The organism is Bradyrhizobium sp. WYCCWR15520 (assembly GCF_056174665.1).
This window is the reverse complement of record NZ_JBWBWM010000004.1, coordinates 38,827-51,899: the sequence shown is the minus strand read 5'-3', so window position 1 is coordinate 51,899 and position 13,073 is coordinate 38,827. Positions and strand designations below refer to the sequence as shown.

At 63.7% G+C, this 13,073-nt stretch carries 15 protein-coding genes; 11 read left to right on the top strand and 4 right to left on the bottom strand.

Going from position 1 to position 13,073, the window contains the following annotated elements; all coding sequences use genetic code 11:
* The first annotated feature begins 267 nt into the window (after positions 1 to 267).
* From AC0QUY_RS05495 to AC0QUY_RS05470, 6 genes are all read left to right on the top strand, one after another.
* Positions 268 to 1,185, top strand: coding sequence for an ABC transporter permease (locus AC0QUY_RS05495; RefSeq protein WP_161851562.1), 918 nt, complete (start codon positions 268 to 270; stop codon positions 1,183 to 1,185).
* The gene (locus AC0QUY_RS05490; protein WP_161851563.1) at positions 1,182 to 2,063 is read left to right on the top strand and encodes an ABC transporter permease; all 882 of its coding nucleotides are present in this window, start codon (positions 1,182 to 1,184) and stop codon (positions 2,061 to 2,063) included. The genes AC0QUY_RS05495 and AC0QUY_RS05490 overlap by 4 nt, the downstream gene beginning before the upstream one ends.
* Positions 2,060 to 3,037, top strand: coding sequence for an ABC transporter ATP-binding protein (locus AC0QUY_RS05485; protein ID WP_475386079.1), 978 nt, complete (start codon positions 2,060 to 2,062; stop codon positions 3,035 to 3,037). The genes AC0QUY_RS05490 and AC0QUY_RS05485 overlap by 4 nt, the downstream gene beginning before the upstream one ends.
* Positions 3,034 to 3,984 carry an ABC transporter ATP-binding protein gene (locus tag AC0QUY_RS05480; RefSeq protein ID WP_475386078.1) on the top strand — a complete coding sequence of 317 codons (951 nt, stop codon included), beginning with the start codon at positions 3,034 to 3,036 and terminating at the stop codon, positions 3,982 to 3,984. Before AC0QUY_RS05485 ends, AC0QUY_RS05480 begins: the two co-directional genes overlap by 4 nt.
* 45 nt (positions 3,985 to 4,029) lie before the next feature.
* Positions 4,030 to 5,559 (top strand): ABC transporter substrate-binding protein, encoded by a 1,530-nt coding sequence (locus tag AC0QUY_RS05475; protein ID WP_475386077.1) that lies wholly within the window; start codon positions 4,030 to 4,032, stop codon positions 5,557 to 5,559.
* A 253-nt stretch (positions 5,560 to 5,812) separates the two neighbouring features.
* The gene (locus AC0QUY_RS05470) at positions 5,813 to 6,052 is read left to right on the top strand and encodes a PilZ domain-containing protein (protein ID WP_057860773.1); all 240 of its coding nucleotides are present in this window, start codon (positions 5,813 to 5,815) and stop codon (positions 6,050 to 6,052) included.
* Positions 6,053 to 6,066: 14 nt separating this feature from the next.
* Here AC0QUY_RS05470 and AC0QUY_RS05465 read toward each other — a convergent pair whose 3' ends face one another.
* Entirely contained in the window at positions 6,067 to 6,771 is a 705-nt protein-coding gene (locus AC0QUY_RS05465) for a glutathione S-transferase family protein (protein WP_475386076.1), read from the bottom strand.
* A gap of 110 nt (positions 6,772 to 6,881) precedes the next feature.
* On the opposite strand from AC0QUY_RS05465, the gene AC0QUY_RS05460 reads away from it, so the two are divergent.
* The gene (locus tag AC0QUY_RS05460; protein ID WP_475386075.1) at positions 6,882 to 7,235 is read left to right on the top strand and encodes a winged helix-turn-helix transcriptional regulator; all 354 of its coding nucleotides are present in this window, start codon (positions 6,882 to 6,884) and stop codon (positions 7,233 to 7,235) included.
* A gap of 33 nt (positions 7,236 to 7,268) precedes the next feature.
* Here AC0QUY_RS05460 and AC0QUY_RS05455 read toward each other — a convergent pair whose 3' ends face one another.
* Positions 7,269 to 7,850: a CGNR zinc finger domain-containing protein gene (locus AC0QUY_RS05455; RefSeq protein ID WP_475386074.1), complete on the bottom strand. Its 582-nt coding sequence runs from the start codon at positions 7,848 to 7,850 to the stop codon at positions 7,269 to 7,271.
* 114 nt (positions 7,851 to 7,964) lie between these two features.
* Here AC0QUY_RS05455 and AC0QUY_RS05450 point away from each other — a divergent pair, with 114 nt between their 5' ends.
* From AC0QUY_RS05450 to AC0QUY_RS05440, 3 genes are read left to right on the top strand one after another with little or no spacing between them, the layout of a single operon-like run.
* Positions 7,965 to 8,138 (top strand): hypothetical protein, encoded by a 174-nt coding sequence (locus AC0QUY_RS05450; protein ID WP_475386073.1) that lies wholly within the window; start codon positions 7,965 to 7,967, stop codon positions 8,136 to 8,138.
* A gap of 29 nt (positions 8,139 to 8,167) precedes the next feature.
* Positions 8,168 to 8,857, top strand: coding sequence for a haloalkane dehalogenase (locus AC0QUY_RS05445; protein WP_475386072.1), 690 nt, complete (start codon positions 8,168 to 8,170; stop codon positions 8,855 to 8,857).
* A 6-nt stretch (positions 8,858 to 8,863) separates the two neighbouring features.
* On the top strand, positions 8,864 to 10,258 hold the full coding sequence (locus tag AC0QUY_RS05440; RefSeq protein ID WP_475386071.1) for an amidase: 1,395 nt from the start codon (positions 8,864 to 8,866) through the stop codon (positions 10,256 to 10,258).
* 12 nt (positions 10,259 to 10,270) lie between these two features.
* Here the strand turns inward: AC0QUY_RS05440 and AC0QUY_RS05435 are convergent, their stop codons facing one another.
* Entirely contained in the window at positions 10,271 to 11,947 is a 1,677-nt protein-coding gene (locus AC0QUY_RS05435) for a winged helix-turn-helix domain-containing protein (protein ID WP_475386070.1), read from the bottom strand.
* Positions 11,948 to 12,422: 475 nt separating this feature from the next.
* On the opposite strand from AC0QUY_RS05435, the gene AC0QUY_RS05430 reads away from it, so the two are divergent.
* Entirely contained in the window at positions 12,423 to 12,593 is a 171-nt protein-coding gene (locus AC0QUY_RS05430; protein WP_475386069.1) for a hypothetical protein, read from the top strand.
* Between the two features lie 34 nt (positions 12,594 to 12,627).
* Here AC0QUY_RS05430 and AC0QUY_RS05425 read toward each other — a convergent pair whose 3' ends face one another.
* Positions 12,628 to 13,062, bottom strand: coding sequence for a hypothetical protein (locus AC0QUY_RS05425; protein WP_475386068.1), 435 nt, complete (start codon positions 13,060 to 13,062; stop codon positions 12,628 to 12,630).
* Between the last annotated feature and the right edge of the window lie 11 nt (positions 13,063 to 13,073).

Here is a 13,073-nt window from a genome sequence, read left to right as displayed (position 1 = left end):
GCAGGGGAGGGCCCGAGCCTGCGACCATCTTGAGCCGGCGGATCCTGATGCCGAATTGGTCCGGGAATGGCCCAGTTTGCTCAATCAGAGGGGCGAGAGATTGCATTGCGCGTTGGCACACACATTGCAACTATCGCAACAGGCTGTCGTCGCGGCGGGAAATCATTGCAATCGTCTCTTGCATGGGGCGACAGTTTGGTGACACTTGCGCTTGCTTCGTCGACCTAAGAATGCGCCTGCGCGCCGGTCGGCGCTGGAGTTTGGTGGATGTTGCGTCTGATTGCCCGGCGTCTTGCTCTCGGCGTGCTGGTCGCATTGACCGTGATGACGCTTGCGTTCCTGCTGACGCGGTTGTCGGGCGACCTTGCGGTTTCGATCGCCGGACCTGCGGCGACGCAGGCCGACGTCGAGATCGTGCGCAAGGCCTATGGCCTCGATCGCCCGCTCTATGTCCAGTTCTTTGCCTGGGTCGGCCGGGCCATGGTCGGCGATTTCGGCCAGAGCTATTTCTTCAAGGACAGTGTCGCCAACCTGATCCAGAAGCGCCTGCCGATCACGCTGACGCTCGGCCTGGTCGGCCTGAGCCTCGCCTTGGTCATCTCGATTCCGCTCGGCATTCTGGCGGCGCTGCGCGAAAACACCTGGGTCGACCGCAGCGTCACCATGTTCACGATGGTCGGGCAGGCGGTGCCGAGCTTCTGGCTCGCGCTGATTTTGATGATCGTGCTCGGCTTGCAGCTCGGTGTGCTGCCGATCTCCGGCACCGGTACCTGGCAGCATTTCGTGATGCCGGGCATCGTGCTCGCCTTCACCGCCATCCCGGCGCTGACGCGGCTGACGCGCTCCGGCATGATCGAGGCGATGGCCTCGGACTATATCCGCACCGCGCGTGCGAAAGGCCTGTCGCGGGCGCGCATCATCTTCAAGCACGCGTTGCGCAACGCCGCCATTCCCGTGGTGTCGATTGCCGCCGTGCAACTCGGCTTCATGCTGGGCGGCTCGATCGTGATCGAAACCGTGTTCGCGCTGCATGGCGTCGGCTATCTCGGCTGGGAGAGCATCGCCAAGAATGATTTCCCGGTCGTGCAGGCGGTGGTGCTGGTGCTGGCCGTGTTCTATATTGGCCTCACGCTGCTGGCCGACATCCTCAATGCGCTGCTTGATCCGAGGCTCAGGACCGGATGAGCGAACCGATTGCCATTCAGGCGCCGCAGCCTTCGAGTGTCGGCGCGTCGCGCATCGGCACCGCGGGCTTTGCGATCGGCATCGCCATTGTCGCCGTCGTCCTGTTCGCGGCGCTGTTCGGCAATGCGTTGGTACCGGCCGATCCTTTCACCCAGGATCTCGGCAACCGCCTCAAGCCGCCGTTCTGGATGGAGGGCACCCAGGCAGGCCACTGGCTCGGCACCGATCAGCTCGGACGGGACTATCTGGCGCGGCTGGTCTATGGCGCGCGCATTTCGCTCCTGATCGGCATCATGACCGTCATCACATCGGGCCTTATCGGCATCACGCTCGGCGTGCTCGGCGGCTTCTTCGGCGGCCGCGTCGATGATTTCGTGCTGTTCGCCATCACAACGCGGTTGTCGATTCCCGTCGTGCTGGTCGCGCTTGCAGTGGTCGGGCTGATGGGATCGGGCCTCGGGCTCGTCGTCGCCACCCTTGGCCTGCTGTTATGGGACCGCTTTGCCGTGGTCGCGCGCGCCACCACCATGCAAGTCCGCAACAACGACTATGTCAGCGCCGCCTGGTGCGCCGGCGCCTCGATGCCGCATATACTCATCAAGGAGATACTGCCCAATATCGCGAGCCATCTCGCCGTGGTGGCTACGCTGGAGATGGCGCTGGCGATTTTGCTCGAAGCCGCGCTGTCGTTCCTGGGGCTCGGCGTGCCGCCACCGCTGCCGTCCTGGGGACTGATGATCGCCGAGGGCAAGGACTACATGTTCTTTTCGCCGTGGGTGATCATGATTCCTGGCGTCGCGCTGTTTATTCTGGTGCTCGGCATCAATCTGGTCGGTGACGGCTTGCGCAATTTGCTCGGCGCGGAGCGGTTGCGATGAGCGCGCTTCTGGAAATCGAAGGGCTCGAGGTGACATTCGGCCGCACCGCCGCGGTGCGCGGCGCCTCGTTCCGGGTCGAGCGGGGCGAGACCCATTGCCTGGTCGGCGAGTCCGGCTGCGGCAAGTCGGTCAGTGCGCTCGCGGTCATGAGTCTTCTGGCCCGCGGCGGCCAACGTTCGGCGACAAGGATGAGCTTTGCCGGCACCGATCTCACCTCGCTGTCGGACCGCGAGATGGCGCGCATTCGCGGCAATCGCATGGCGATGATCTTCCAGGAGCCGATGACCAGCCTCAACCCGGCCTTCACCATCGGTTCGCAGATGGCGGAGGTGATGACGCGCCACAAAGGCGGCTCGCGCGCGGCTGCGCTCGAACGCGCCGCCGAACTGATGGCCCGCGTCGGCATCACCGCGCCCGGCATGCGACTCGGCCAGTTTCCGCATCAACTTTCGGGCGGCCTACGCCAGCGCGTGATGATCGCGATGGCGCTGATGTGCGATCCGGAATTATTGATCGCCGACGAACCGACCACCGCGCTCGACGTCACCGTGCAGGCGCAGATCCTGCGGCTGCTGGCCGGCCTCAAGCGCGAGCTTGGCCTCTCCATCCTGCTGATCACCCATGACCTCGGCATCGTCGCCCGCGTCGCCGATCATGTGTCTGTCATGTATGCCGGCGAGGTGGTCGAGCGCGCGCCAACCGCGGAATTGTTCCGCGCGCCGCAACACCCCTACACGCGCGGCCTGTTGTCCTGCGTGCCGGTGCCGGGCCGGGTGCAGCGCGACCGGCCGCTCGGCTCGATCCCGGGCGTGGTGCCGGCGATCGGCGCGGGCTTTGCCGGTTGCGCGTTTCGTTCGCGCTGCGCGCACGCCAACGAGACATGCACGCGCGCGATACCGCGGCGGCAGGCGGGCGACGCGCATGATTATCTTTGCCGGCTTGAGCCGGACTGGGCGGAGCCGCAACCTGCATGACCGCCGCGATCGAGGTTCAGAATTTACGGTGCGAGTTCCGCGTGCGCACCGGCATGATGTCGCAGGAAAAGCGCGTGATCGCGGTCGATAATGTCACGTTCAGCGTTCCGGCCGGCAGCGTGCTCGGCGTCGTCGGCGAGTCCGGCTGCGGCAAATCCACGCTGGCTCGCCTGATTCTCGGACTGCTCAAGCCGACGGCGGGCACCGTGCTGGTCGATGGCAGGAGCCTGTTCGATCTCGACCGCAAGGCGCGGGCGCGGCTGATCCAGCCGGTGTTCCAGGATCCGTTCGCTTCTCTCAATCCGCGCCGGCGCATCAAGGACATCGTGGCGCTGCCGCTGGCAGCCCAGGGCACGTTCTCGCGCGGCGAGATCGAGCGCCGCGTCGGCGGCATTCTGGAGCGCGTCGGCCTCTCGGCTGCGATGGGCGAGCGCATGCCGGCGCAACTCTCCGGCGGGCAGCGCCAGCGCGCGGCAATTGCCCGGGCGCTGGTGCTGGAGCCGCGGATCGTGATCTGCGACGAACCGACCAGTGCGCTCGACGTCTCGGTGCAGGCCCAGATCCTTAATCTCCTAGCCGACCTGCGCCGCGATCTTGGGCTGACCTATCTCTTCATCAGCCACAATCTCGCCGTCGTCGAGCATGTCGCAAGCGAAGTCGCTGTGATGTATCTCGGCCGGTTCGTCGAGCGCAACGAAACCGACGCGCTGTTTCGCACGCCCCGGCACCCCTACACCCAGGCGCTGCTGGAAAGCGTGCTGACGCCAGAGCCGGGCAAGGGCGTGCCGGATATCGGCCTCGGCGACGCCATGCCCGATCCGTCCAACATTCCGCCGGGCTGCCGCTTCAACCCGCGCTGCCGAATCGCGGTCGAGCGCTGCCGGCATGAGACACCAACGCCCATGGTCCGGCCGCCCGCGGGGATGGTAGAATGTCATCTGGCATAGGGCGTGCTTCACGCCGCTTGTAAACGGAAAATAATGGAGAGCGATATGCGCATGCAAAACAAGCTCCGTGTTGCAATTCTGGCGGCGGTTCTGTCGGGGGCCGGTGCGTTGCCCGCGGCGGCACAGAAATCGGCCGATACGCTGCGCATCGTGATGCGCGACGCGCTGCCCAACATCGATCCTTTCTACAACAACCTTCGCACCGGCGTGGTGATGCATCACCAGGGCTGGGACGCTTTGGTCTACCGCAATCCAGACACCTTCAAGCTCGAGCCATTGCTCGCCACCGAGTGGAAGCTGCCGGACCCGACCACGATCGAGTTCACCTTGCGGCCCGGCGTCAAATTCCACGACGGCAGCTCGCTCACCGCCGACGACGTCGTCTACACCATCAATATCGTCGCCGATCCGGCGAGCCGCGTCTCGACGCCGTCGAACTACAATTGGATCGACAAGGCGGAGAAGACCGGTGATCTGTCGGTGCGCGTCACGCTGAAGCGACCGAACCCGGCGGCGCTGGAATATTTCGCGCTGGTGCTGCCGATCTACCCCAAGGCCTATCGCGAGAAGGTCGGCGCGGAGGGCTATGCCAAGGCGCCGGTCGGCGCGGGCCCCTACAAGATGACCAAGGTCGAGCCCGGCGTCTCCATCGACTTCGAGCGGTTCGAGGATTACTGGGCCGGCAGTCCCAAGGGCAAGCCGGCGATCAAGAAGATGAGTGTGCGTTTCGTGCCTGACGCCGCGACCGAGATGACGGAGTTGCTCGCCGGCCGCGCCGACTGGATCTGGAACATGAATCCGGACCAGCTCGAATCCGTGAACCGGATGCCGCATCTGCAGTCGGTGCGCAAGGAATCGATGCGGATCGGCTATCTCTCGCTCGACGCCGGCGGCCGCACCGGCGCCGACAATCCCCTGACCAAGCAGAAGGTGCGTCAGGCGATCTGGCACGCGATCGACCGCAAGGCGATCGCCGAGAAGCTCGTCACCGGCGGCAGCCGCGTTCCAGGCGCGCCGTGCTTCCCGTCGCAGTTCGGCTGCGATGCCGAAGCCGCCGTCGCCTACGACTACGATCCCGCGAAGGCAAAGAAGCTTCTTGCCGAGGCCGGCTATCCCGATGGTTTTGATGTCGAGCTTGCAAGCTACGTGCTGCCGCAATGGGGATCATCCGTCCAGAACTATCTGCACGCGGTCGGCGTTCGCGCCAAGCTCAACCAGTTGCAGACCGCGGCGCTGATCCAGCGCGCCAAGGCCGGCGAACTCAGGATGTATCTCGGAAGCTGGGGCAGCTATTCGATCAACGACGTTTCGGCGATCATGCCCAACTTCTTCGATGGCGGCGCTGACGACTATGCCAGGGATCCCGAGGTGCAGAAATCGCTGATCCAGGGCGGATCATCCATCAATCCGGAGATTCGCAAGGAGGCCTATTCGATGGCGATCAAGAAGATCACCGAGCAGGCCTACTGGGCGCCGCTGCACACCTATGTGACGACCTATGGCCATTCGAAGCAACTCGACTTCACGCCGTATCCGGACGAGCTGCCGCGGTTCTATCTGGCGAAGTGGAAGTAAGGCGGGTTCTCGCTACTTTTGCCCGCTCCAAGATTCTGCGCGGGGCTTCGGCCCCGCGACCGAATGTCGAACCAACGCCACGAAAAATCCCCGCCTACGCTTGCGATTTGCGCCACGCGGAGCCGGACTATTTTTGCGTGACCGGCCGGGCGCTGGCGGTCCGCATGCCGAAAATTCCCGAATATTTAATCTTTCGGCTGCATAGTAGCTTTTTTGGATACTGTCTCCTTTGATGTCCCCGGAGCTTTTCGCGATGGTCGAAACCCGGATTGCGCCACGTGTTCGCGTCATGAAGGCCGCCAAGATCGAGTATGGCGGCGATAAGTATGTCTGTACCGTGCGCGATATATCCACCACGGGCGCGGCGCTGGATTTTCCGGACCTGATCCGTATTCCCAATGAATTCACCTTGATCCTCCCTGAAGACGGATTGAAGCTGCCTTGCCATGTCGTTTGGCGCAGGGAGTACAGGGTTGGCGTGGCGTTCGACTAGCCCGGCGAGATTCCTCAGTCGCCGAACCGCTCGATGACATCCGCGAGTGGGATATGGCCGACACAAGCGCCTGTTCCCAAAGCAATGTCTCCGCTCTCCAGCACCGTTGCATGGATGACGGCGGGGTCGGCCTCAAGGCGCCGGCGCAAGGCGGCGAGTTTTGGCCAGCGTGCCGGATCGGCGACCTGATGGAAATCGAGCCATCGCGCGACGCCAATCAGAATCCCGTCGGCCAGCGTCGGGCGCTCACCCATGAGAAAGGGCTGATCCCCGATCATGGCTTCGAGCTTGTCATGCCGTTCGATCACCCGCGCGGCGCCGAACTCACGCAGCGATGCCTGCATTTGCGGGTTCGGTTGCGCCATCTCCATCGCGACCCATAGCGGCGAGAAGGCGCCGGTGAAGCCGGTGTTAACAAAGGCCATGAGCTGGTGCATCCGGTCTGCTTCCGGCGAAAGCGGTTCGAAGCTGATGCGTCGCTCGCTGTCTCTTGCCTCGAGCCAACTGGCGATCGCCATCGTCTCGGTCAGCACCCGCCCTGCATCCGTGATCAGGGCCGGCGTTTCATGCCGGGCATTGATGCGGGCGTAGGAAGGATCGCGCATCTCGCCGAGCATATCGACACGGCAGAGCGAATAGGGTTTGCCAAGCCATTCGAGGGCTGCGACAAGCCCCATCGAGCTTCCGGCCGGAAAGCCATAAAGAAGAATCGGTTCCACTGGTTTGTTCTCCGTGATTTCTGCTGATCACGCTGCGCAGCGTTGACTGGAATCTACGGATCGCGCTGCCCAAGTAAATTACGCACCTTTTTGTAACCACGAGCAATCAGATGAAAGATCTCGTCTCCCGCTGCCCGATCGAGGAAGTGATGCAGGTCATGAGCGGTCGATGGCCGACGCTGCTGATCTACTATCTGAAGCAGGGCACGAAACGCTTCAGCGACCTGCGCAGGGACAACCCCGCGATCTCGCACAGGATGCTCACGTTGGAGCTTCGCAAGCTGGAGGACGCCGGCATTGTCGCTCGCACCGAATTCGAGGGATATCCGTTGCGCGTGGAATATGACCTGACACCGGCCGGTCTCAAACTCGTGCCGTTGCTTGACGCCCTGGGTAACTGGTGGGATGCGACTGAAGCCGGCCGCAGTCAGGCCGGCTCGATGCCGGTGCAGGCCACGAAATAATCTGCGAGCAGTTGCCCGAGGGTGACGAAGCCATCAATCGCCGCGGCGCTGGCGGTCGCGATAGGCTCGGGTCTTCTCCCGGTTTCCGCATCGGTCCGATGAACACCAGCGGCGATTGCCGGGCTTGGAGCGGTCGTAGAAGACCCAGTGGCACTCGTCGGAACTGCATATCTTCATACGTTCCAGTCTGCCGCTGTCGGACAGGCGCACGAGCTCGGCGAGAACGCCGCCAAGCCCGCTGCTCGCCCGCCGCACAACCGGCCGCAAGTCGAGCGAACGCTTTCGGGAAGCCGTGACCGACAAGGGAAAGCGGGCGGCGGAGCGTTCAAGCTCGATGGCTGCAACGCTCTGCTGCGTCGGCGAGGAGCTCAGAAACCGCCTGAGGGCTGTGCGCAGCTCGAGCGCTTCGCGGTGCTCGGCTTGCGAAATCCGAGTGCCGGATTTTAGCAGGCCGCGGGTCTGCAGCCATTTTTCGAGCTGCGCCGGCGTCTCCAGTTCGTCACCGGGCTTATGGGCGACGCCCTGCTCGACGTACCGGCGCAGGTCGACCGAGTTCACGAAGTCGTACAGCAGTGCGATATCGCCGGGAACCGGGAATTTTTCCGAATGCTTCATGACACCAGCATAATCTTTTTACTGGTTTCCGCAACAAACACATGTTATTGGCGTTAGCTAGTGTCGACTGCGCGGCAGAAGATCCGCAGGGCCTGAGCAGAGGAGAATTCCCAAATGGCTCATCCCCCGATCTCGACCGAGGAGGTGTCCTACCGGAAGCGTGTGGCGGTGCTGGATACCAGCATGGCTTACGTCGATGTCGGCGAAGGCGATCCGATCGTCTTCCTGCACGGCAATCCGACGCCGTCATATCTGTGGCGCAACATCATCCCGTATCTGCTGCCCTAGGGCGTTGCCTTGCGCCGGACTATGTGGGCATGGGCAATTCGGGCCCTGCGCCGGACGGAAATTACCGGTTCGTCGATCATCGCCGCTACCTCGATGCCTGGTTCGAGACGATGGGCTTGACGAGGAACGTGGTCCTCATCGTCCACGACTGGGGCTCGGCGCTGGGCTTTGATTGGGCCCGTCGCAATGCCGGCCGCGTGAAGGCGATTGCCTATATGGAGGGAATTGTGCGGCCGTTCGCGTCCTGGGATGAATGGCCCGCCGCGACGCGCGCCTTCTTTCAGGGGCAACGGACCGATCGCGGCGAGGATCTGATCCTGCGGCAGAATCTGTTCATCGAATATCTGCTCCCGCTGCGCCATATCCCCGAGGAGGCGATCGAGGTCTACCGACGCCACTATCGCAATCCCGGTCTCTCGCGCATGCCGATGCTGGTCTGGACGCGCGATCTGCCGATCGGCGGAGAACCGGCAGATGTGGTGGCGATCGTCGAAGACTACGCGCGATGGCTCTCCGCCAGCCCGATACCGAAACTTTTCATCGACGCCGATCCGGCCGGTTTTCTGATTGGCGCGCAGCGCGAGTTCTGCCGCGCCTGGCCCAACCAGCAGACCGTCATGATCCAGGGCGCGCACTTCCTGCAGGAGGAAGCGCCTGACGAGGTCGGCAAGGCGCTGGCTCGCTTTGTCGCCAATGTCCGCGCAGGAGCCATGGGCTGAAACGCCATGAAGGATCTGCATTTCCTGGAACTGACTGATCTGGCGGAACTGATCCGGACGCGAAAGATATCGCCGGTGGAGGCGACCCGTCAGCAGCTCGACCGGATCGCAGCGCTGGACGGCACGCTCGCCAGCTATGCGGTCGTGACGGCCGAACGCGCGATGGCAGAGGCGCGGACGGCGGAAACCGACATTGCCGCCGGTCGTTATCGCGGACCGCTGCACGGGGTGCCGCTCGCGGTAAAGGACCTGTTCTGGACACAGGATGTTCCGACCGCGGCAGGGACGACGATCCACAGGAGCTTCAAGCCGACCGAGGACGCCACCGCCGTGCGGCGTCTGCGGGAAGCGGGCGCCGTGCTGCTCGGCAAGTTGCAGATGACGGAGGGCGCTTATTCCGACCATCACCCTGAGATCACGTCGCCCCGCAATCCGTGGAACGCCGATTATTGGCCCGGCATCTCTTCAAGCGGGCCGGGTGTCGCAGTGGCAGCCGGGCTTTGCTTCGGCGCACTCGCCTCTGACACGGGCGGCTCGATCCGCTGGCCGTCGGCCGCTAACGGCCTGACCGGCATCAAGCCGACATGGGGGCGGGTGAGCCGCCACGGCGTGTTCGACCTCGCGCCGAGCCTCGATCACGTCGGGCCGATGGCACGCAGTGTCGCGGATGCCGCCGCGCTCCTGACCGCCGTCGCCGGTGCCGACCCGGCCGATCCCACCGCCTTGCAGGAGCCGGTAGCGAATTTCGCGGCGTTGGCGAACCCGAGCATCGGCGGCCTCAAGATCGGCGTCGATCGCGACTGGGGCCGCAGAGACGTCGATCCGCAGGTGCTTGCGGTTCTCGATGACGCGGAGCGCGTACTGTCCGCGCAGGGCGCTGAGCTTGTGGACGTGCAGGTGCCTGATGTCACCCAGGCCGTGGCCGATTGGGCTCCTAATTGCGCCGTGGAAGCCGCGGTCGCCCACAGGGCGACTTTTCCCGAGCGCCGGGCGGAGTACGGCCCGGTGATGAGCATGGTTCTCGATACCGGACGCAGCTTGTCCGGCCTCAACTATCAGGATGTGCTGTTGCGGCGCATGGCTTTCCGCGGGCGCATGCGCGCCTTGTTCGGAAAGATCGACCTGCTTCTCGTACCGGCGCATCCGTTCGCACCGCTCTCCTTGAAGACCATGGGGACAATGGGCCTGCAGCCCGAACTGATCGCCAGGCTGCAAGCCTACACCGCTCCTTTCAACATGACCGGCCAGCCGACGTTGACCCTGCCCGGAGGGTTCAGCGCCGATGGCTTGCCGATTGCATTCCAGATGGTTGCCGCGGATCTCGGCGAAGCGACGCTGATCCGCGCTGGCATCGCGTTCCAGAGCGCGACGGACTGGCACCGTCGGCATCCCGTGCTCTAACGCTGACCGAGCTCAGCTCGCCGGCAGACCGGACGCGACCATCAATTGCATGATCCGTTCGGCAGCTTCGATGTAGACCGGGCTGGAATTCTTCTTGGGCGTCGGGACGTTGTGATAGGTCGAGCCCGGCCGCAATTCGCGGCCTTTTTCCATCGCCGCTCTCGCTTCTTCGGCTTTGCCCATCTGCTGATAGGCCGCCGCAAGCAACATATGCGTGCGCCCGCTGGCGGATGTGATTGCGATCGACTTCTGCAGCCACGGCACCGCGTCTTCGGCGCGGCCCATCAGCATATTGGCCCAGCCGGCGCCGATCATCCAGGTCCAGCGCGAGACCTGCGGCGTGTCGAAGCGGTCCGCCTGCTTGAACGTCGCGAGCGCATCCTCGAAGCGTCCCGTTTGGATCTGCGCAAGGCCGATATGGTACAGCGCAATCCCGTTCCAGGGATCGAAGCTCAGGGCCCGCGCGCACGCCACCAGGCTCGAGCCGAACTGGTTGGTGGCGTTGAGGAAGCGGCAATAGGCTTCATTCGCCGGGATGTGATTAGGTTTGGCGCGCAGCGTCTGCTGCAGCATCGCCTCGGCCTTGGTTTCCGCCGCCTCGCGCTCGGCTCCGCTCAGCCACACCATCTGCACACCGCGCATCAGGAGTGCGGCGAGCGCGATCTGAACGTCTGTGTCGTCGGGGTCCTCGGTGAGCGCTTGTTCCAGCATCGCCTGCGCGGCCTTGAAACGCTCCGGCGAGGTTTGATTGATATGGGCGGTGGCCTGTTCTATCACGACCTTGCTCTTCGCAGGGGATCGCGGGTCGGCGTTCAGCAATTCGTTGAGGCGCACGGCCAGTGCGTGACCAACGCCCGCCGCGAGCCGGGACTGCTGGAGCGGCACGTCCATATCTTCCGTGACGGCGACGGAATGCGAGGCGGTCCACTTGACCTCGCCGGTATCCGTTGCGGTCATGCGCACCCGTATTGTCCAGGCGTGCTCGCTCCTCTGCAGTTCGCCCTTCACGACGAGGTCGGCTTTCGATGCGGCCATATCCGGAGCCAGCACGCGGATGTTCTCGATCTTCGCCAGCCCGTCGGTCAGCCGTCCGCTCACATTAGCCGCCATCTGGGCGGCGAGGGGATCGTTGCTCGCGTCCGCGATCGGCATCACCGCGATGGTCGCGGGCCCGCGCGCAAAGATGAGACCGGGGCGCAACATCCACACGGCTATCGCGGTGCACAGGATGGCAAGCCCCGCGATGGACGCGAACGCGGCGCGCCGCCGGCTGAAGTCGAACGAGCGCTTCGCGGGTTCGCTGTTCGTTTCGAACGTCGATTTCGTGCCTGATCCGGCTGGCGCAGCCTGGCTGACGGGCGCAATTTCCGGCGCGGCCGGGACCTCGACTTCCGTCACCTCGGCCTCGAACAGATAACCGCGACCGGAAATGACCCGGACTACCTGCCGCTTGTCGTCGCCGAGAGCGGTGCGGATTTCGCGGATGCACTGGAACAGGCTGTCTTCGCCGACATGGACGTTCGGCCAGACGGCTTCCATCAATTCCTGCTTGCTCAAGACGCGGCCGGCATTCTTGGCGAGCAGCCGCAGCATCTCCAGCGTCTTGGGCCGGAGCTTGATCGTCCCGCCATCGCGCCGGCGCAGTTCAGCGCGCTCTGGATCCAGCTCAAAACCAGAAAAGCGCAGCACCGTCCCCTCCAACCGGCAACGGAGCCCATTTAGTGCCGGGATCGACCCTAAAAATGTGCCCCACCGCACAGGTTCGCCGAATATCAGAAAAATTTCAGAATGTCTCAACCGCGGCTTCAGGACACCGCCGCCGCCTCAATGCGATGTTGCAGATGCCCACTGAGGGGCGGCATGGGGGAATTCCGGGTGCGATCGAAGGTGTCTGTGCGAAGCTCCGCGTGCCGGGGCGCTGTAGATGGCTGGTTGCGGCTGGCTTGTCCCCGCCAAAATGAAATGGCGCGGCAGCGCTCAATCGGCGCCGCCTTCGAGGGCGAGTGCTGCAATGTTACCCGCGGCTCCGTCGGCAAAGATGTCGTGCGCGATGTGTGATCGGCTTCACAATCGGACCGGCATCTTCATGCTAAAATCAGTTGGCCCCGCCTACGCCCCCACCCTCGAAGAAGCCGATCAGCCCGCAGCGCAAGGATCGAATGGTATGGACGACGTCCTGAACCTCGCCCAGGTCACGGCCGAGCTGTCCTATCTCAATCGTCTGGAGGAAAGACGCGAGACCAATGTGGCGAGTTTGAAGCGCCTGAAGGAAGCCCGCGACGCGCTCCTTGACAGAGGTGGGGAAGTCGCGGGGGCGACCTCACGAACATCTTAGCGCATCCGAGCAAGAACCTGCGGGCGGCATCGTTTCATTTCGCCTCCGGCGCCGGGGGATCTCCCTCCCGGGTTGTTAGTCCGTTGGCTTCGCACCATTCCCTCAGGGCTCTTTCGGTCGCCTTGTTCTCGAAATCGTACCATCGATCGAGCGCGTTCCTGCGCAGCAGCAGACTCCTGAACCGCGCATAGGCGCCCCGCTTGCTGAAGATCCGCCGGATTTCATCGAATTCGCCTGGGAGATATTCTCTGGCGAACTCGAGCACCAGCGCCTTGCCGAGATCGAGTTCCTTCTTGTCGGGGATCACAAGATACTTTTCCTCGTCGTCGGCATCGTCCGGCCACGCTTCGATGTCTTCGTCCAGATCGGTATGCCAGAGAATCTTGCCAGTCTTCCGGCAAAGGACGGCCTCATTCCCCATACTGACGAACTCGACTGTATGTTGGAGCTCGTCCCAGTCGACTAGCATAGATGCTCTCC